The sequence below is a fragment of the Belnapia sp. F-4-1 genome, from assembly GCF_000802185.1.
In the GTDB taxonomy this organism is placed as follows: domain Bacteria; phylum Pseudomonadota; class Alphaproteobacteria; order Acetobacterales; family Acetobacteraceae; genus Belnapia.
In genome coordinates this window covers 2,472,819-2,492,303 of sequence record NZ_KN676113.1, presented here as the reverse complement: position 1 = coordinate 2,492,303, position 19,485 = coordinate 2,472,819, and the positions used below count along the sequence as shown (strand labels likewise).

Here is a 19,485-nt window from a genome sequence, read left to right as displayed (position 1 = left end):
CAAGGATCTGCGAGGCCGGCTTGCAGACACTGGATTAAGGCGGTGCGCACGGGTCCGCGATCGTTCCGGACGCAAAGCTCCGGGCTTTGGCCCCCAGATTTATCCACAGGTCCCGGGATAAGGGTGTGGATGAGGATGTGGACGGGTTGCGCCGGCGGCAGCCCGGCCTTGTCCTTCCGTCGATCCGCGCCACGGCATGGACCGGGCCGCAGTCGAAGCCTACGAGCCTTTACAGCCCGTGCGTGACCCGCCGGGAATTGCCTCGGCGGAGGTTGCGCAGCCGCGCCAGGGCCCAGAGCGGGAAGAGCCGCGCGTAGCCGTGGTAGCGGAGGTAGAAGACGCGCGGGAAGCCCGTGCCGGTATAGTCCTCCTCCGGCCAGGCGCCGTCCGGCCCCTGGTTGCGCAGCAGCCAGAGCGCGCCGCGATCGACCGCAGGATCCTCCACTACCCCGGCGGCCATCAGCGCCAGCAGCGCCCAGGCGGTCTGGCTGGCGCTGCTCGGCCCCATGCGGCGGTCCGGGTCGGCGCGCGTGCCGCCGCGGCGGGGGTAGGTCAGTCCGTCCTCGCCCCAGCCGCCATCAGGGTTCTGAACGGATTTCAGCCAGGTGACGGCCTTGCGCATGGCCGGATGCGCAGGCGGCAGGCCGGCGGCGTTCAGCGCCGTCACCGCCGACCAGGTGCCGTAGACGTAGTTGACGCCCCAGCGGCCGTACCAGGCGCCGTCCGGCTCCTGCTCGCCGAGCAGGTAGTCGATGGAGCGGCGCATCACCGGGCTGTCCGGCGCATGGCCAAGCTGGGCGAGCATGGCGAGGCAGCGGCCGGAAACGTCGGCGGTCGGCGGGTCGAGCAGCGCGCCGTGGTCGGCGAAGGGGATGCTGTTGAGGTACTGGTGGGTGTTGTCGGCGTCGAAGGCGCCCCAGCCGCCGCCCTTCGACTGCATGCCCACCACCCATTCGGTGGCGCGGGCGATGGCGGCGTCGGTGCGGTCTTCCGGCAGGGCACTGGTCTGCTTGCGGGCGCGGTCGAGGGCGAGGACGACGGCGGCGGTGTCGTCCACATCCGGGTAGTGCGGGTTGGCATACTGGAAGGCCCAGCCGCCGGGCGGCACGCCGGGGCGGGCCTCGGCCCAGTCGCCCTCCACATCCGTCACCTGCCGGTCGAGCAGCCATTCGAGGCCGCGCCCGGCGGCCGCCTCGGCCTCATCGCCGCCGACCTCGAGCAGCGCGTGGGAAACGAGGGCGGTGTCCCAGATGGGGGAGAGGCAGGGCTGGACATAGGTTTCGTCCCGCTCCGGCCGGTCCATCACCAGCTTCTCGACTGCGGCCCAGGCGGTGACCATGCGCGGATCGTCCTCGGCCACGCCGAGGCAATGGTACATCCAGATGGCATTGGCCATCGCGGGGTAGATGGCGCCGAGCCCGTCCTCGCCGTTCAGCCGCTCGGTAACGAAGGCCTCGGCGCGGGCCTCGGCGCGGGCGCGGAGCGTCTCGGGGATCAGGCCATGGGCGCGCTGCAGGACAGCGTCCATCTGGCGGAACAGGGTGCGCCAGGGCTCGGCCGCATGGGCGCCGCCGGGCCATTGCCTCACCAGGGAGGGCGGGGTGCGGAACAGCTCCGTCACCGAGACGCCGAGCGGGGCCAGCGGCTGCGGCCTGTGGGCCATCACCACGGTCAGCGGCACCAGCACGGTGCGGGCCCAGTAGCTGATCTTCGACAGATGGAAGGGGAACCAGCGGGGCAGCAGCACGATCTCGGGCGGCATCACCGGCACCGCCTGCCAGGGCACCTGGCCGAAGAGCGCGAGCGTCGCCCGGGTGAAGACGTTGCTCTGCTCCGCCCCGCCGGCGGCGAGGATGGCGGCACGGGCCCGCTCCATATGCGGGGCATCCGCCGGGTCGCCGATCAGGCGGAGGGCGAAATAAGCCTTCACCGAGCAGGAGATGTCGATCGGCCCGCCGTGGAAAAGCGGCCAGCCGCCGGCGCAATTGGCATCCTGCTGCGCCTGGAGGCGACGGAGGTAGCGGCCGATCCGCGCCTCGCGCGCCGGGTCGCGCCGGCTGAAGAACCGGCAGAGCATCAGGTACTCGGCGGGGATGGTGGCGTCGGCCTCCAGCTCGAAGACCCAATGCCCATCGGCCTGCTGACGGCCGAGGAGATGCGCCGCGGCGCTGTCGATTGCGGCGTCGAGAGGTCCCGGCACCAGCGGGCCACTCGGTCCGGCCAGCGCCAGGTCCGACCGCAGCGCCGCCGCGGCGAGATCCTGAATCGTGGACAAGGCAACAATCCTCTCGAGGCCGGACGTGACGCCAGCCGATCAACCACTGCGAATACGGCGTCTTTCCGCGCTTGCGAAGGGGCAGTTGGCAAGGTGGAAACGGATTAATCAGACCCTGTGGCACGATCCGCCCGCGGACCGGCCTCTCCTTTCCACATTCCCCCACGGCCACGCCATTCGGCGAAGGCCGAGTCCAGGGTGAACGCCATATAGGTTGCGGCGATCCCCGGCAACGCGATGCCCTGCAGGGGAGCCAGACCGAATCGGCGCAACGTGGGGGCGAAGGCGAGCGCCATGGCCGCCCAGGCGGCGAGGCCGAGCCAGCGGACGACGCCCTCGGCGAAGAGCGCCAACAATGGCGGGGCGAGGAAGACGAGGGCGAGCGCGGCGGTCATCCCCACCAGCGCCATGAGGTTGTAGCCAAGCTGCGCATAGGCCGTGCGCGCCACCATGCGGCGGATGGCGCCCGCCCCCTCATAGGGGCGGAGGCTCTCGACCCGCTCGGTGAGGCCGGTCCAGATCGGGCCGACGCCCTTCATCCGCCGCGCCAAGGCGCAGTCGTCGATGATGGCGCCGCGGATCGGGGCGAGGCCGCCGGCGCGCTCGAAGGCAGCGCGGTCGAGCAGGACGCAGCCGCCGGCCGCCGCCGCCGTCCGCGCCCGCGGGTCGTTCGACCAGCGGAAGGGGTAGAGCATCTGGAAGAAGAAGATGAAGGCCGGGATCAGCCAGCGCTCGGCGGCGCTGGCGCAGCGCAGCCGGGCCATCAGCGAGACCAGGACGAGGCCCCCGGCCTCGGCCCGCTGCACCAGGCGGCGGAGGCTGTCCGGCGCGTGGCGGATATCGGCATCGGTGAAGAGCAGCCGGCCGGGTGGCTCGCGCAGCGCCTCGGCGAGGCCCTGCTCCAGCGCCCAGAGCTTGCCGGTCCAGCCGGGCGGGCGGGCACGGCCCCGGATCACGGTGAGCCTGGGGTCGCCGGCGGCGGCGGCGCGGGCCGCCTCGCCGGTGCCGTCCGTGCTGCGGTCATCGACCACCACCAGGCGGAAGGGGCCGGGATAGTCCTGGGCGAGCAGGCCGCGCACCGTCTCGCCGATCGTCTCAACCTCGTCCCGCGCCGGGATGACGGCGGCGACGTCCGGCCAGCGCGGCGGCTCGGGCAGGCGGGCGGCGTCGCGGTCGTCGTCGCGCGCCAGCCAGAAGAAGCCGCGGCCGAGCAGCAGCACGGCCCAGGCGAGGCAGGAGGCCAGCGCCAGCCCCAAGGCCAACCAGGTCACCGGTTGAGCATCCCCTGCTCGCGGAACCAGGCGATGGCCTCGGCCACCGCCTCCTGCCAGGGCCGGGCATGGTGGCCGAGCACGCGCTCCGCCTTGGCGGCGCTGAAATACATCGGGCGCGCGGCCATGCGGAGGCCATCGAGGGTCAGCATCGGCTCCCGCCCCGTCAGCCGGGCCAAGCCCTCGGAGGCGACGGCCGCCGGCCAGAGCGGCGCACGCGGCAGCCGCACCGGGCGGCGTCGGCCGAAGATCGCCGAGATGCGGGTCAGCAGCTCGCCGAGCGGCACGTCCTGGCCGCCGAGGATATGGCGCTCGCCTACCTCGCCCCGGGTGAGCGCGGCGACGCAGCCGGCGGCCACGTCATCGACATGGACGAGGTTGAGGCCGGTATCGACGAAGGCCGGCATCCGCCCCCGCGCCGCCTCGAGGATGATGCGGCCGGTCGGCGTCGGGCGGCGGTCGCGGGGGCCGATGGGCGTCGAGGGGTTGACGATGACGGCGGGCAGGCCGGCCTCGGCGACCAGCCGCTCGACCAGCCGCTCCGCCTCGGTCTTGCTGCGCTTGTAGGGGCCGATGGCCTCCCCGGGCGAGGCGGCATCCGTCTCGGTGGCCGGCTGGCCGTCGCGGCGGGGCTTCAGCGTGGCGACGGAGGAAACATGGACGACGCGGCGGCAGCCCTCGGCCAGCGCTGCGCGCATCACCGCCTCGGTCCCAGCGACGTTCACCGCCCACATGCGCTCCGGGTCGGGGACGAAGATGCGGTAGTCGGCGGCGCAATGGATGGCGGCGTCGCAGCTGCGCATAGCCTCGGCGATGGAGGCCGCATCGGTGAGGTCGCCGGGGATGAACTCCACCGGCAACCCGCCGAGCACGGCGCGGGGCGTTTCCGGCCGAACCAGGGCGCGGACGCGGTGGCCGGCGCCATGCAGGGCCAGGGCGATGGCCGAGCCGAGGAAGCCCGTTGCCCCGGTCAGCATCACGGTCCCGGTCATGGCCGGCGGCGGCTGGTGCCGGGCGGGGGAAGCCCGGGCCTCATCGGCAAAGCGGCGGCGAACCTGGCATTTCGGACCGTTTGTGTCGGCAATGTCCCATTCCGTGTTACGGCGCAGGGCGCATGGATAGGTAATCGGGGACCGTTAGGCCAGTACCCTTCGGCGCCGCCCCCTGCCCTGCCGCGGGGCTTGCTTCGCCGAAGCCGAGGGGCTGCAGCTCGATCGCCGGCCCCGCAGGCCTGGCAGGCGGAGGATCGCTATTCCCGTTCGATCCCGGCGCGGCGCACGACATCCTGCCATCGGGCCCGTTCCGCGGCGAGCAGGCGGTCCATCGCCTCGGGCGGGCCACCCACCGGCTCCGCGCCCCAGCTCGCCAGCCTCTCGCGCACCTCCGGCAGCAGAAGGATGCGGTCGATCTCCTCCGCCAGTCGCCTGCGGACCGTCATCGGCGTGCCCGCGGGGGCGGCGTAGCCAAGCCAGGCTGCAGCCTCGTAGCCAGGGATGCCGGCTTCCTGCAGCGTCGGCACCTCGGGCAGCAGGGCGAAGCGCCGGGCGCCGCCCACCGCCAACGGGCGCAGCGTGCCGGCGCGGAAATCCTCGAGGAAGGAGGGCGCCTGCTCGATCACCAGCTGGATCCGCCCCGCCAGCAGGTCGGTCCGCGCCGGGGCGCCGCCCCGGTACTGCACCATCTCCATCGGCACGCCGCCGGCGAGCGCGCGGAACATCTCGACGGTGAGGCGGGAGGCCATGCCGGAGGTGGCGAAATTGATCGCGCCGGGCCGGGCGCGGGCCAGCGCCAGGAACTCCGGCACGGAAGAGACGCCGAGCGAGGCGGGGACGATCATCACATAGGGGATCGTCGCCACCATGGAGACGCCGCAGAGGTCGCGCTCCGGGTCGTAGGGCAGCGTCTTGTAGACATAGGGGTTCACCGCCATCGGTCCCGGGCTGGCGGCGAGCAGCGTGTAGCCATCGGCCGGCGCCTTGGCCACAGCATCGGCGCCGAGGATGCCGAAGGCGCCCGCGCGGTTCTCGACCGCCACCTGCTGCCCGAGCGGGGTGGCCAGCCGCTCCGCGACCAGCCGGGCGATGAGGTCGGTGGCGCCGCCGGGCGCGAAGGGCACGACGACGCGGAGCGGCCGCGCCGGCCAGGCCTCGGCACGCGCGATGGCCGGCAGGGCGAGGGCGGCGAGGAGGGTGCGGCGGCGCGGCATCAGGCGAGCTCGGAGAAGAAGCGGTTGGCGGGGCGCGGCAGGCCGAGATTGTCCCGGAGCGTCCGGCCCTCATAAGCCGTGCGGAACAGGCCGCGGCGTTGCAGCTCCGGCACCACGAGCCGGATGAAGCGCTCGAGCCCCGTTGGCACCACCGGGGCGGCGATCATGAAGCCGTCGCAGGCCTCCGTCCGGTACCACTCTTCCATCAGGTCGGCGATCTGCCGGGCGCTGCCCTTGAACAGGTTACCCGCCATCTGCGGCAGGATGCGCTTGTAGGTCTGCCGCACCGTCAGCCCTTCCGCGCGGGCCACGCCGAGGATCGCCTTGCCGATGCCGGTCGGCCCGACATGCTCCGCCTCGAGATCGGGCATCGGTTCGTCGAGCGCGTAGCCCGCCATGCGGTGGCCGATCATCTTGGAGAGGTAGTCGAGGCCGACCGCGGGGGAGACGAGATCCTCCAGCGCCTGGAACAGTGCATCGGCCTCGGCTTCCGTCTCGCCGACGAAGATGGTGACGCCGCTCAGGACCTTCAGGCTTTCCGGCCTGCGGCCGTAGCGCGGCAGGCGCGCCTTGAGGTCGGCATAGAGCATGCGGGCGCGCTCGATCGTCCCCTCGATGGCGAAGACGCAATCGGCGGTGCGGGCCGAGAGCTCCTTGCCCATCTCCGATTGCCCGGCCGAGAAGATCACTGGATGGCCCTGCACCAGGCGCGGCGCGTTCAGCGGCCCGGCGACCGAGAAATGCTCGCCCTTGTGGTTCAGCGCATGGACCCGCGCCGGATCGAGGAAGCGCCCGCTGGCCTTGTCCTGCGGGAAGGCATCGTCGGCCCAGGAGTCCCACAAGCCCTTGACGATGTCGGCGAATTCGCCGGCACGGGCGTAGCGATCCTCGCGTGGCGCATGCGCCTCCTTGCTGAAGTTCAGCGCATCGCCCGGGTTCGAGGTGGTGACGAGGTTCCAGCCCGCACGCCCGCCGCTGATATGGTCGAGCGAGGCGAAGCGCCGCGCCACCGCATAGGGCTCGTCATAGGTCGTCGTGGTGGTGGCGACGAGGCCGATATGCCGCGTCACCATGGCCAGCGCCGAGAGCAGCGTCACCGGCTCGAACACCGCCGGCCGGTCGGAGGGGCTGGTGGCGGCGAAGAGGTCTGGCTTGTCGAGGTTCCGCACGCCGTTGCCATCGGCGAGAAAGAGCAGATCGAACAGTCCGGCCTCGGCGATGCGGGCCAGGCGCACGGCATTCTCAAGGTTGCTGGCCGGACGGTCCCAGGCATCCGGATGGCGCCATTCGCCGACATGGGACCCTTGGGCATTCGCATTGGCGGCGAGGATCATGGGAATGGCGGCGGCTCCCCGGCAGGCTGGTGGCTGGGGCGGAGTGCAGCCGGTCCCGCCGGGCTTGGCAAGCGCCGGACGCCGCTCCGGCGGCAGGGGGGCCGGCCCGGCCAGTGCTTGACGCCGAAGTCCCGGTAGGATTACCCGAGCTTCGCACATCGAACGAATGTTCGCATTCCGATCAACGGTGAGGCAACGACTCCTAGGCGCCGGCGAGCCGCCTCGGACGCAAAGGACGCAGCGCGGTGCCGGAAGACGTCTCTCGGGCTCAGGCCGGGACGGAGCCGCCGAAGGCTTCGTACAACCCCAAAAACCAGGTTCAGCCTGTGGCCAGGACCTTCGGCCGAAACCTGCCCGCGCTGACCGTCGCCGAGGTCGCGGACCGCGCCGGGCTCGACCGCGGCATCGCCTTCCGCCTGATTGCCACCTTGGCCATGCCGCGGGCGCGGGACCTGGCGGCGGAGCCGAGCGATGGGGCGCGCCTGCCGCCGGGCGCCATCGGGGTGCCCGCGGCATGACGATGACTGATGCACCCGGCCCCCGGCTCCGCCTGCTTGCCGACGACCTCACCGGGGCGCTGGACACCGCTGCCGAGCTCACCGCGCTCTGCGGGCTGGTGGAGGTTCTCTGGGACGGCATGACTGAGGCGGCCTCGCCCCCCGGCAGCGTCGCGCTGGACTCCGGCACCCGGGAGGCCACGCGCGATGCCGCCATCGCACGGGTCGGCTCCCTGGCCCCGGCGCTGGCCGGTGCGGGCATCGCCTACAAGAAGGTGGACAGCCTGCTGCGCGGCCATGTCGCCGCCGAACTCGCCGCCTGCCTCCGGCTGGGCGCCTGGCGCCACTGCGTCCTCGCCCCCGCCTTCCCGGCGCAGGGCCGCATCACCCGCGGCGGGCGCCTGATGGTGGGACAGCCGGAGGGCGGCTGGTCGCCGGCCGGGGAGCGAAGCCTGCCGGACATGCTGGCGGCAGAGGGGCTGCCGGCCAAGACGGGACGCACCGATGCGCCGCTGCCGCCCGGCATCGCCGTGTTCGATGCCGTGACCGAGGAGGATCTCGCGCGCCTCGCCACGCTGGGCCGCGCGGCGCAGGGGCCGGTGCTGTGGTGCGGCAGCGGCGGGCTGGCCCGCGCGCTGGCCGGCGAGGCCAAGGTGCGGCCCTCGACCCTGCTCGAAGCCCCGGTGCTCGGGCTGTTCGGCTCCGACCAGGCGGTGACGGCGCGGCAGCTGGCGGCCAGTGGCCCGAGCTGGCTCCGGATCGCGGAGGGGGGCAGCGCCGGCGCAGCGGACATCGCGCGGCGGATGGCGGCGACCGGCGTGGCGCTGGCAAGCCTCGACCTCCCGCCCGGGCTGGCCCGCGACGATGCCGCGCGCCGCATCGAGGCCGCCTTCGTCGCCCTGGCGCACTGCCTGCCGCGCCCCGGCACCCTTATCGCCGCCGGCGGCGAAACCTTGCGGGCGCTCTGCCGCGGCCTCGGGGCGCGGTCGCTGCGGACGGCGGGGCTGATCGCGCCGGGCATCCCGCGCTCGGTCATGCAGGGCGGCGCCTGGGACGGCGTCGCGGTCGTCTCCAAATCCGGCGCCTTCGGCACAGACGCACTCTGGCGCGACCTTCTCGGCCATAACGGCCTGCCCATCGGGAGCATCCACCAATGACGCCACGGCACCTTGCGATCACCATGGGCGATCCCGCCGGGATCGGGCCCGAGATCATCGTCAAGGCCTGCGAGGCGCTGCGTGGGCGCATCGAGGCCGGCGAGCTGCGGCTGCTCGTGATCGGCAGCGGCAGGGCGCTGGAACGCGCCCGCGCCGCGCTGTCGCCCGGGCTCGCCATCCCCGAGGTCTCTGCCGAACAGGACGACTGGCCGGCCCTGTGCTTCCTGCAGGCCGGCCCGGAGGGTGCGCCGATTGAGCCCGGGGTGCTCTCGGCCGATGGCGGCCGCTTCGCCTATCTCGCGGTCGAGCAGGGCGTGCGGCTGGCGCAATCCGGCCGAGCCGGCGCCATCGTCACCGCGCCGCTGAACAAGGAGGCGCTGAACAAGGCCGGCTACCACTATGCCGGCCACACCGAGATGCTGGCATCGCTGACCGGGGTGAAGGGCTCGGTGATGCTGCTGGCGCACGGCAACATGCGGGTCAGCCACGTGACCACCCATGTGGCGCTGCAGGACGTGCCGAAGCGGCTGACGCCCGAGCGCCTGCGCCTGGTGCTGGACCTGACACAGGAGGCCCTGCTCGGCCTGGGCATCCGGGAGCCGCGCATCGCCGTCGCCGCCCTCAACCCGCATGCCGGCGAGGGCGGGCTGTTCGGCCGGGAGGACATCGAGGTTTCCGAGCCCACCATCGCCCAGGCGGTTCGGGACGGATTGGTGGTATCCGGCCCGGTGCCGGGCGATACCGTCTTCGTTAAGCTGCGGGCCGGCCAGTACGACGCGGTGGTGGCGATGTATCACGACCAGGGGCACATTCCGGTCAAGCTGCTCGGCTTCAACGTCGATCCTGCGACCGGTAAATGGGACGCGTTGTCGGGCGTCAACATCACCCTCGGCCTGCCCATCATCCGCACCTCGGTCGACCACGGCACCGCCTTCGACATCGCCGGACGCGGCATCGCCAGCGAGCGCAGCCTGATCGAGGCCATCGAATATGCCGAACGGCTTGCCGCCCACCGCGCCAAGGCCTGACCGCCAGGGACATCGCCAGGGCTGGCCCGCCATACCTCATCGATGGCACGGGAGCCGACTATCGGCCGGGTTCCCGGTTCCGTAAGCTGGTGCGAGAGATGCCAAGCAGAGCATCCCTTCGTCCAAGAAACGGAATCGCATCGATGAACAGGCTCGACGGCAAGGTTGCGTTGGTTTCGGGCGCGGCGCGCGGCATCGGCGGCGAGGCCGCCCGGCTGATGGCGAAGGCGGGCGCGGCAGTGGTGGTCGCCGACATCCTCGACGAGGCCGGGCGGGCGACCGTCGAGGCCATCCGCGGCGAGGGCGGCCAGGCGGAGTACGCCCATCTCGACGTGACGCGCGAGGAGGACTGGCGGGCTGCCATCGGACTTGCCACCACGCGGTTCGGCAAGCTCGACATCCTGGTGAACAACGCCGGCGTCTTCATCGGCAAGTCGATCGAGGACGTGACCCTCGCGGAATGGGACCGGCTTGTCGCCGTCAACATGACCGGCGTCTTCCTCGGTACCCGACTTGCCGTGCCGGCGCTGCGGGAGGCGGCGGCCTCCTCCGAGCATGGCAGCGCCATCGTCAACCTCGCCTCCATCGCCGGCATCGTCGGCTCGCAGTTCGACCCGCTCTATTCGATGACGAAGGGCGGGGTGACGCTGTTCACCAAGTCGGCCGCGCTGGAGTTCGGGCGCAAGGGCTACCGGATCCGCGTCAACTCCATCCATCCCGGCGTGATCGAGACGGATATGGGCGAGCAGACCTTTGTCGCCCGCGCGCAGCGGACCGGCAGCAACGACACCGCCCCGGCGCGGAAGGTCGCAATGGATTCGGTCCCGTGGGGCCGTCTCGGCATGGCCTCGGACATCGCCAAGGGCATCGTGTTCCTTGCCTCCGACGACGCCGGCTACATGAACGGCGCCGGCCTCGTGGTCGATGGCGGCGTGACTGCGGCCTGAGCCGAACTCCCGCTCGAACCGAGACTCCAAGGAGCATCAACCCCATGCCTGACATGACGCCCGCTCCGGCCGCCCGGAGCTTCGACGCGCTCATCATCGGCGCCGGCTTCTCCGGCCTGTACCAGTTGCTGTGCCTCAGGGACCGGCTGGGCCTGAACGTCCAGGTGCTGGAGGCGGGCGATGGCGTGGGCGGCACCTGGTACTGGAACCGCTATCCGGGGGCGCGCTGCGATTCCGAAAGCCATTCCTACAACTACACCTTCTCGAAGGAGCTGTTCGAGGAGTGGGAATGGTCGGAGCGCTATCCGGAACAGCCGGAGATCATGCGCTACCTGAACCATGTCGCCGACCGCTTCGACCTGAAGCGCGACATCCGCTTCGGCACCCGCGTCGTGGGCGCGCGCCATGACGAGGCGGCCAATCTCTGGACGGTGACGACGGAGGCGGGCGAGACGCTGACGGCGCAGTTCCTCATCACCGCCGTGGGCTGCCTTTCGACGGCGAATGTGCCGGCGATCCCCGGGCTCGGCGATTTCGCGGGACGCTGGTACCACACCGGGCAGTGGCCGCATGAGGGCGTCGATTTCAGCGGGAAGCGCGTCGGCCTGGTCGGCACCGGCTCCACCGGCATCCAGGCGACGCCGGTCATCGCCGAGGCGGCGGCGCATCTCACGGTGTTCCAGCGCACGCCGAATTACAGCGTGCCGGCGCACAACGCGCCGCTGACGCCGGACTTCAAGCAGTGGGTGAAGGGCAACCATGCCGAGCTGCGGCGCATCATGCAGAGCACGCCGAACGGCCACCCCTTCGTCATCGAGGACCGTTCGGTCTGGGACGTGAGCGCCGAGCAGCGCCAGGCGATCTACGAGGCGGCCTGGGCGAAGGGCGGCCTCCAATTCCGCGCTGCCTTCCGCGACCTGCTGATCGACAAGGAGGCGAACGACACCGCGGCGGCCTTCCTGAAGGACAAGATCCGCGAGATCGTGCAGGCCCCGGCGACGGCGGAATTGCTGGCCGACATCGACCATCCCTATGCCGCCAAGCGTCCGCCGATCGACAGCCACTACTTCGCCACCTTCAACCGCCCCAATGTCGCGCTGGTCGATCTGCGGCGGGCGCCGATCGAGCGCATCATGCCCGCCGGCATCCGCACCGCGGCGGCGGAGTATCCGCTCGACATCATCGTCTTCGCCACAGGCTTCGATGCCATGACCGGCCCCTTGCTGCGGATGAACATCGAGGGACGGGACGGGCGGAGCCTGGCCGAGGCCTGGGAGGCCGGGCCGCGCAACTATCTGGGCCTGCAGGTGGCGGGCTTCCCGAACCTCTTCACCGTCACCGGGCCGGGCAGCCCCTCCGTGCTATGCAACATGCCGGTCGCCATCGAGCAGCATGTCGAATGGATCACAGACTGCATCGCCCGGCTGCGCGCCGAGGGCCTGGCGCGGATCGAGCCGACGGAGGCCGCGATGGATGGCTGGGTCGCGCAGGTCAACGAGGCCGCGCAGGCGACCCTGCTGCCGCAGGCGCGTCATTCCTGGTATCTTGGGGCCAATGTGCCGGGCAAGCCGCGCGTCTTCATGCCCTATGCCGGCGGCATGGCGCGCTACCGCGCCATCTGCGACGAGGTCGCCGCCGCCGGCTACCCTGGGTTCATGCGAAGCGCGTGAACGGCACCGTCAGGTCCGAACCAGCGGGCAACCGCCTTCCGCAAGGGGGCGGAAGGCCTGCTCGGCCGGCACGGTCTCCAGCACCTTGAAGACGTCGGCGGGGTTGCGGCTCTCCTCCGGCGTCTTCACCTGGAACAGGTGAACCGGGACGATCATCTGCCCGTCCTGGCGGATCATGCCCTGGCCGAAGGCATCGTCATCGGTCGGCATCGCCTTCATCCGCTCGACCGTCCGCTGGCCCGACCGCTTGGCCTCGGCCACGCCCATCTCCTTCACCGTCTTGAGGTAATGGACGGTTGCCGCATAGGCACCGGCATGCAGGGAGTTCGGCAATACGGTCGGCCGCTCGAAGCGTGGCTTGACGCGGTTGTAGAAGGCGCGGGTGCGGTCGTTCAGGTCCCAGTAGAAGCTTTCGGTCAGCACCAGGCCCTGGGCGAGCGGCAGGCCCATGCCGGCGACATCCGTGATGAAGGCACCCAGGCCGGCGACCTTGTTGCCGCGTCGCGTCAGGCCGAACTCCTGCGTCTGCTTCATGCAGTTGATGAGGTCCACCCCGGAATGCGCCAGCGCGATGACCTTGGCCCGGCTCGACTGGGCCTGCAGCAGGAAGGAGGCGAAGTCGGTGGTTCCGGGGAATGGGTGCCGCACGCTGCCGACGACCTTGCCGCCGGCAGCCCGGACGAACTGGGATGCATCCTCCTGCAAGGCGTGGCCGAAGGCATAATCCGCCGTGACGAAGAACCAGCTGTCGCCGCCCGCCTTCGTCAGCGCCGTGGCGGTGGCATGCCCCATGGCCCAGGTGTCGAGCGGGCCGTGCACGAGGTTGGGGGAGCATTGGGCGCCGGTCAGCACGGAGGACAGGGCGCCCGTGTTCAGATGGACCTTGTCCTTTTCACGCGCAACGGTATTGGCGGCCAGCGCCACGGCGGTGTTGCCGACCTGGACGAGGGCGTCGACCCCGGCCCGGTCGATCCATTCCCGGACGATAGCACTTGCGATATCCGGCCGGTTCTGATGATCCGCACGCACGATCTCAACGCGGATGCCGGGGTTCTGCGCGGTGAACTCCGCCACCGCCTGTTGCACGCATGCGGTGCCTGTGGGCCCTTCGACATCCTTGTAGGGCCCGGACATGTCGGTCAGCGCGCCCAGCCGGATGAGGTTGTCTGCTGGCTGCGCCCTGGCAAGCCTGGGTGCGGAGAGCAGGGCAAGAGATGAAGCGCCGAATAGGGCACGCCGGCCGATGGTCATGAGTCCTCCCGTGGTGCCGCCGACGATTCGGGGCCGCGATGCGCGGCGCCCGTCGCCATGCCGGCTTGGGGAAATCCTGTACACGACGGAGCCGCGAAGCGTAACCGCCCCGCACCCCGGGTCCGACGCCGCCGTAGCGGACCGTGGGACTGCGGGCCGGCGATCACAAAGGCATCAGCCGCGCCTGCATGCGCAAGGCCCATCCCGGATGGCCTCCACCGAACCCGGGGCCTTATGATGCCTGCAACGGGCTCGCCCTGGCTGGCGCGGCACCGCGGGGGAATCCGACATCATGCAGCGTTCCGAACACCGCATCCTTACGACGCATACCGGCAGCCTGCCGCGGCCGCCCGGCCTGACGCAGCTCTATGCGCGCCGGGCCCGTGGCGAGGCCGTGGACCCGGCGGCGATCGACGCAGCCGGGCGGGAGGCGCTGGGACGCATCATCCCGGCCCAGATCGAGGCCGGGCTCGACGTCATCAACAACGGCGAGCAGCAGCGGGACAGCTTCGCGCTCTATCTCCGCCATCGGCTCACCGGCATCGGCGGCGAGAGCATCCGCACCACCTTCGCCGATATCGACGCCTATCCGGAGTTCAAGGCCGAGTTCACCCGCCAGGCCGGCACCAAGGAGGCAGTGAGCAACACCGCCCTGCTGCCCGCCGCCATCGGCCCCGTTGCCTATGCCGATACCGGGGTGATCGAGGCAGAGTGCGACGACTTCGCGGCCGCGCTCGCGCCGGCGACCGGGCGCTATGCCGAGGCCTTCCTGACCGCGCCCTCGCCTGGAATCATCGCCTCCATCGTGCAGAACCGACACTACGACACAGAGGAGGCCTATCTGGCGGCGCTGGCCGAAGCGCTGGCGGTCGAGTACCGCGCCGTCGTCGCGCGCGGCTGGGTGCTGCAGCTCGACTGCCCCGACCTAGCGCTGGAGCGGCACTGCTCCTACCGCGACCGTCCGCTGACGGATTTCCTCGGCTTCGTCGAGCGGGTGGTGACGGCGATCAACCGCGCGCTGGCGGGCATCCCGCGCGACCGGGTGCGGCTGCATGTCTGCTGGGGCAACTACGAGGCGCCGCACGACCGGGACGTGCCGCTCGAGGACATCCTGCCGATCCTGCTGCGCGCCGATGTCGGCGCCCTGGTGCTGCCCTTCGCCAATCCGCGCCATGCGCATGAGGTCCGCTGCCTGGAGCGCATGCCGCTGGCGGCGGACCAGCTGATGGTCGCCGGGGTGATCGACACGCTGACCAATTTCGTCGAGCACCCGGAAGTGGTGGCCGAGCGGATCGAGCGCGTGGCGCGGGCGGTGGGCGACCCGCGCCGGGTGCTGGTCGGCACGGATTGCGGCTTCGACACCTCGGCCGGCCGCGGGCGCGTGGCGCCGGACGTGGTCTGGGCAAAGCTCCGCAGCCTGGCCGAAGGCGCGCGCCTCGCCTCCGCGCGGCTGTTCCCCTCGGCTGGCTGAGGAGGTCGCGCATGTGTTGGATCTGCGAGGTCCGGCGCGAATTCGCCGGGCTGCCGGCGGAGCCGGTGCCACCGCCAGCGGGAGAGTCCGCCTCCCCTCCCCCCGCCGCTCCGGTCAGCCCTTCGCCAGGCCCACATCCCGCAGCGCCTGGCCCATCGCCGCGTCCGACCGGTCCATGAAGGCGGCGAAGCCCGCGGCATCGGCGAAGCTCGTCCCGAAGCCGCGGGTCGTCATGAAGGCCTGGAACTCCTCCGAGCGGTAGACGCGGTCGAGCGCGGCGCCCAGGATCTGCCTGACCTCGGCCGGCAGGCCCGGAGGGCCGGCGATGCCCCGCCAGAGCCCTGCCGCGTAGTCGATGCCGAGCGCCTCCTTCAGCGTCGGCACCTCGGGGAAGGCTGCGTTGCGCTCGGCCGCCATGACCACGAGGGGCCGGACGCGCCGGGCATCGATCATGCTCCGGCTCTCCGGCAGCGAGCAGGCCGCGAGGTCAACGCCGCCAGCCGCGAGTTCCTGCATGCCCAGCGCGGCGCCCTCGACGGGAACCCAAAGCACGTGCTCGGCACCGAGGCCCATGGCACGCAGCCAGCCGACGAGTGCCAGGTGCCAGCTGCCGCCGCGGCCGGAGCCGCTGCCCTTGAACCGGCGCGGCGGCGCCGTGCGCAAGGCATCGGCCAGGGCGCGGATATCCGCATGGGGCGAGGCGGCGTTGACCATCACCGCCGCCGGATCCTGGTTCAGCAGCGCGATCGGCGTGTAGCTGCGCGGGGTGATCTCGGTCAGGCCGACCCAGTGCATCATGGCGATCTCGAGCGTCAGCATGCCGATGGTGTGGCCATCGGGCGCCGCGCCGGCGATGGCGGCATGGCCGACGACGCCCTGGCCGCCGGTGCGGTTCACCACGACGATGGGTTGGCCGAGATCGCGCTCGAGCAGGACGGCGACCATGCGTGCGACGGCATCCGTGCCGCCGCCGGCTGCCCAGGGCACCAGGAGCTGAATGGGACGGGACGGGTAACGCCCCTGGGCACCGGCCCCCAGCGGGCGCAGCGCTAGGGCCAGGGCGGGTGCCGCCAGCAGGTTGCGGCGATGGGTCACAAGCGGCCCGGCTTGCGGCTTCCTGAATGTCGCAGGCCCGCACGGCCGGCAATTGCGTATCGGCATCCGTCCTTCCTCCCAGACCGCCTGGCAGGGCATCGCGGCAGGGCGCAGATGCCTCGGCGACTTCCTTCTTGTCTCAGGAAAGTCAGCGCCGTGGTGGAGGCCGTGTCAAAGGAAACAGGAAGGCCCATCGGGCGGTGAGCGGAAAAGGGAGCAGCGGCTTCGGCGCCGCCCATCTGGCGTCATCCGCGAGGCAAGGCGGCGTAGTTGGGGGCTGGATTCCTGGCGCTTGCCATCCACGGAAAGCTCAAGCCAGGGGCCGCGGCCGGCCTGGTTAGTCAGCACGTCGCTGCCATGCGCATCGAGAACCCCAGCCAGCACCCAGGCCGATCCCTACAGAACTGCGACCGTGGAGGACGGCGGTGGTGCGACGCAGTCGTTCCCCCGAGCATTGAAGCCCACTACGCGACCACTATGGAGTTCGAAAGTGACATCGCAGGACCGGCTTTCGATCCAGGGTGCGAAGCCGCCACCGAGATACCGGCCATACCGTCCGTAGAAGCCAGGCGAACCCGGATAGGTGACGAGGCGCCGCTCTTCATACTGCAGAAAACGCCGCCCCCCTGCCTCATAGGTGCGGGCCGGAACGCCAAGGGTGGCGACCAGGTCAGCCTCGGAACGACCAATCAGGGCGGACTGGCGGGCGTCGAAACCTGCGCGGGTCGCGCAGGCTGCAAGGGCAAGGGCGGCCAAGGCCGCGGTCAGTATTTGACGCATGGTAACAGAGATATGGTGAGCGTCGCACCGCTCGGGAAGGGCCGGCGTAGCGTCACGTCTCGGCCCATCGGCGAAGCAGGTTAGCGTAGGTCTTGGCAAGCAGGCGGAAGGTTTCGTCATTGCCTCGGTCGGCGAACACGGCACGGCGTGCCGTGTCGAGGTCGAACAGCATCTCGCGCGACGCCACATCGCGCACGAGGCTTTGCGCCCAGGTTACAGCGACCAGCCGCTCACCCCTGGTAACAGGTGCCACGCGGTGAAGGGTAGTCGCCGGATAGGCCAGCGCGCACCCAGCATCGAGCTTATAAGCGGCCTCACCCCCGATGCCATCGATCACCAGTTCGCCGCCCTCGTAGGATTCCGGATCGGAGAGGAAGATGGTGACGGAGACGTCGGCGCGCGTCGGCCCGGTCGGGTCGGTGAAGCCCATCAGCGCGTCGTCGGTATGCGTTCCATAGGCACCTTCGCCCGGATAGCGCGCAAACAGGATGGGCCGCAACCGTCGCGGCAGAACTGCGGTGCGGAATACCGGGTTGGTCAATAGTTCTGTGGATATGATGGCTGCGGCTTCCCGCGTTGCAGGGTCCGCCTCCGCGGCCTGCTGGTTCGCCTTTACCTCCCGCGCGTGCCAGCCAGCGGTGCGCCGCCCGTCCTCGAAACGGGCCTCGGCGAGCCGCGTACGGACGCGCGCCAGCGTTCCGGCATCCAGCACGCCAGCAATCGGCAGGATCATGGTGAGCGGCTCCTCACGGCAGATCGGCCAGCACCAGCATCAACCGTGCCGTGCCCGCGGACAGCAAGCCTGGCTCGACCTGCGCGGTCGGCCGATCAACGCCTGTGTAGGCCGATGCCAGCGTCTCGAGCCCCGACCGCATCGCCGCAGCCTGAGCTTGGTGGCCGGCGCGCTCCAGTTCGGGCGCGACGCGCTCGGCGCGAGCTCGAGCCGCGAGGTAAAGGCCAAAGCCATCAAGGTAGGGCTCGTCCTCCGAAGAGCGCAGGGCGGCCGTGTACTGAAGGGCTGCGCGGTCCGCCATCTCGCCAACGACCCGGGCCCTGACGCCGAGTGTCGCGCCAGTGCCCGGCGCCCTGGCCTCCGCCGCAGCGAGTGCCGCGATGACGCGGTCCACGGCATCTGCGATTCGGCCAACCGGTGCCTTGTCGAGCGCCAGCGTCGAGGCCTCCTCCATCGCTTCCCGGAAGGGCGGCACGCCGCGCGCCTCGAACACCGGTTCCAGTTCGGCGTAAATCTCGCTGATCGGGTGCGCAAAGAGTTCAGCTGCGGCGGCTGCCTTGCCAGCGTCATAGGCGCGACGGCCGGCAAGGTAGTGAGCCGCGACCACGTCAAGAGCGAGGAGGAAGGCAATCGGGTCGCCCGCAGCCCGCGCCGCGTCCACCCCGCCCTCGCCCCCCTCTCCTCCCTCACCACCCTCGCCGCCTCCCCCTGCCTGTGGCGAGGTTGGAACCGGCGCGGCTTGCACCAGGGTGTCGGATGCGCCGATGGTTACAAAGGCGCCGAGGCCGAGCCAGAGCTTGGTGCGGCGAGTGACGGCGTGCAGCCTGGCACGCGATACGTCGCTTGTGCTGTCGGTCATACGGGGTTCCTATCGCAATCGGGCGTGAAAGGGCTTGGCGCAGCTCGGAAAGTGCGGGCGACCGGGGCAAGTGCGGCGCAAGCGGAACCTGCCGTGCAATCCTCCACGATCCAACCGGCGCGCCGAGGATGCCTCAGTGGCAATCACCATGAAAGAAAGGTTCCAGCGGGTGGCGGCCGGCACCTTCCTCCCGATATCGTGGAGGTGCTGACACCGGACTCGAACCGATAGCGGCCTCAGCTGAAGCCAAGCCTGGCTCGGCCGAGTCCGGCGAAGCTGGCTGCCAGGCTCAGCCCCGCTTCCGGCACCACCGCTGGAGAAAGCCCGGTCACCACCAGCACCGCCCCGGCCGGAAGCCCGCCCGAATGCCGAGCCGCATCCACGGCCAGCGCCAGCGCTGCCTGCAGGTCCACCGCCGTACCGCGCGGCCGCCGCCTTGCTGCAGCCAGGGTGACGGCAACGCTGCTTGCAGGAAGGGGGCCGCCCCGGCCGGCGGCGACATGGCCGAGGCCGCCTAGATCGGCCGCCAGCAGGCCCAAGCTCGCCGGTGGGTCACGAAAGCGGCTGCCCGTCACGTCGATGGCCGGATGAACCGTGGCGAAGGCCGGAAACCCCTGGCCATTCTCGGGCAACGCTTCGGCCAGGACCGCAACCAATGCCGCGGTGACCTGCGCGTGTTGCAACGCGGCCAGGGGCAGGCTGGCTCCGTCGGGCAGCAGCCGTCCCTCCAGCATTGGTCCGGCGAGCCGCACTCCATCCAGCCCCAAGGCCAAGCGGATTCCGCAAGTGGCGAGGCCGAGCTCTTCCAGCATCAGGGCCGCCAGCTCATCACCCTCCGCGACGCTGCCCGGCACGAAGTTGCCCGGCAGCGCAGCCAGCGGGTTGCCGGTTTCGAAAGCCTCAGCCAAGCA

Annotated in this window: 16 protein-coding genes; 6 read left to right on the top strand and 10 right to left on the bottom strand. The window is 71.0% G+C overall.

Annotated features, from left to right (window positions below; all coding sequences use genetic code 11):
- Positions 1-229: 229 nt before the first annotated feature.
- From shc to LH62_RS11820, 5 genes are all read right to left on the bottom strand, one after another.
- Entirely contained in the window at positions 230-2,275 is a 2,046-nt protein-coding gene (gene shc / locus LH62_RS11840) for a squalene--hopene cyclase (protein ID WP_369796760.1), read from the bottom strand.
- A gap of 104 nt (positions 2,276-2,379) precedes the next feature.
- Positions 2,380-3,546 (bottom strand): glycosyltransferase, encoded by a 1,167-nt coding sequence (locus tag LH62_RS11835; RefSeq protein ID WP_082012521.1) that lies wholly within the window; start codon positions 3,544-3,546, stop codon positions 2,380-2,382.
- A complete protein-coding gene (gene hpnA, locus LH62_RS11830; protein ID WP_043361488.1) occupies positions 3,543-4,538 on the bottom strand; it encodes a hopanoid-associated sugar epimerase in 996 nt (331 codons plus the stop codon). The genes LH62_RS11835 and hpnA overlap by 4 nt, the downstream gene beginning before the upstream one ends.
- 257 nt (positions 4,539-4,795) lie before the next feature.
- Positions 4,796-5,752: a tripartite tricarboxylate transporter substrate binding protein gene (locus LH62_RS11825; protein ID WP_043361486.1), complete on the bottom strand. Its 957-nt coding sequence runs from the start codon at positions 5,750-5,752 to the stop codon at positions 4,796-4,798.
- Positions 5,752-7,086 carry an LLM class flavin-dependent oxidoreductase gene (locus tag LH62_RS11820; protein WP_043361485.1) on the bottom strand — a complete coding sequence of 445 codons (1,335 nt, stop codon included), beginning with the start codon at positions 7,084-7,086 and terminating at the stop codon, positions 5,752-5,754. Before LH62_RS11820 ends, LH62_RS11825 begins: the two co-directional genes overlap by 1 nt.
- Positions 7,087-7,412: 326 nt before the next feature.
- Here LH62_RS11820 and LH62_RS11815 point away from each other — a divergent pair, with 326 nt between their 5' ends.
- The 5 genes from LH62_RS11815 to LH62_RS11795 all read left to right on the top strand — a co-directional run bounded on the left by LH62_RS11815 (position 7,413) and on the right by LH62_RS11795 (position 12,385).
- Entirely contained in the window at positions 7,413-7,604 is a 192-nt protein-coding gene (locus tag LH62_RS11815) for a helix-turn-helix domain-containing protein (RefSeq protein WP_043361483.1), read from the top strand.
- Positions 7,601-8,740, top strand: a complete 1,140-nt coding sequence (locus LH62_RS11810) for a four-carbon acid sugar kinase family protein (RefSeq protein WP_043361481.1) — start codon at positions 7,601-7,603, stop codon at positions 8,738-8,740. The genes LH62_RS11815 and LH62_RS11810 overlap by 4 nt, the downstream gene beginning before the upstream one ends.
- Positions 8,737-9,768, top strand: a complete 1,032-nt coding sequence (gene pdxA, locus LH62_RS11805; RefSeq protein WP_043361480.1) for a 4-hydroxythreonine-4-phosphate dehydrogenase PdxA — start codon at positions 8,737-8,739, stop codon at positions 9,766-9,768. The genes LH62_RS11810 and pdxA overlap by 4 nt, the downstream gene beginning before the upstream one ends.
- Before the next feature lie 143 nt (positions 9,769-9,911).
- Positions 9,912-10,715, top strand: a complete 804-nt coding sequence (locus tag LH62_RS11800; protein WP_043361479.1) for a glucose 1-dehydrogenase — start codon at positions 9,912-9,914, stop codon at positions 10,713-10,715.
- Between the two features lie 44 nt (positions 10,716-10,759).
- A complete protein-coding gene (locus tag LH62_RS11795) occupies positions 10,760-12,385 on the top strand; it encodes an NAD(P)/FAD-dependent oxidoreductase (protein ID WP_144404461.1) in 1,626 nt (541 codons plus the stop codon).
- Positions 12,386-12,394: 9 nt separating this feature from the next.
- Here LH62_RS11795 and LH62_RS11790 read toward each other — a convergent pair whose 3' ends face one another.
- Positions 12,395-13,636, bottom strand: coding sequence for an ABC transporter substrate-binding protein (locus LH62_RS11790; RefSeq protein ID WP_043361477.1), 1,242 nt, complete (start codon positions 13,634-13,636; stop codon positions 12,395-12,397).
- 292 nt (positions 13,637-13,928) lie between these two features.
- On the opposite strand from LH62_RS11790, the gene LH62_RS11785 reads away from it, so the two are divergent.
- Positions 13,929-15,107, top strand: coding sequence for a hypothetical protein (locus LH62_RS11785; protein ID WP_043361475.1), 1,179 nt, complete (start codon positions 13,929-13,931; stop codon positions 15,105-15,107).
- Positions 15,108-15,221: 114 nt separating this feature from the next.
- On the opposite strand, the gene LH62_RS11780 is transcribed toward LH62_RS11785, so the two are convergent.
- From LH62_RS11780 to LH62_RS11765, 4 genes are all read right to left on the bottom strand, one after another.
- Positions 15,222-16,202, bottom strand: a complete 981-nt coding sequence (locus tag LH62_RS11780) for a tripartite tricarboxylate transporter substrate binding protein (protein ID WP_043361473.1) — start codon at positions 16,200-16,202, stop codon at positions 15,222-15,224.
- A gap of 832 nt (positions 16,203-17,034) precedes the next feature.
- Positions 17,035-17,715, bottom strand: a complete 681-nt coding sequence (locus LH62_RS11775) for a Fe2+-dependent dioxygenase (RefSeq protein ID WP_043361472.1) — start codon at positions 17,713-17,715, stop codon at positions 17,035-17,037.
- Between the two features lie 13 nt (positions 17,716-17,728).
- Positions 17,729-18,574 carry a hypothetical protein gene (locus tag LH62_RS11770; protein WP_043361470.1) on the bottom strand — a complete coding sequence of 282 codons (846 nt, stop codon included), beginning with the start codon at positions 18,572-18,574 and terminating at the stop codon, positions 17,729-17,731.
- Positions 18,575-18,810: 236 nt separating this feature from the next.
- Positions 18,811-19,482 (bottom strand): hypothetical protein, encoded by a 672-nt coding sequence (locus tag LH62_RS11765; RefSeq protein WP_144404460.1) that lies wholly within the window; start codon positions 19,480-19,482, stop codon positions 18,811-18,813.
- Positions 19,483-19,485 lie beyond the last annotated feature (3 nt).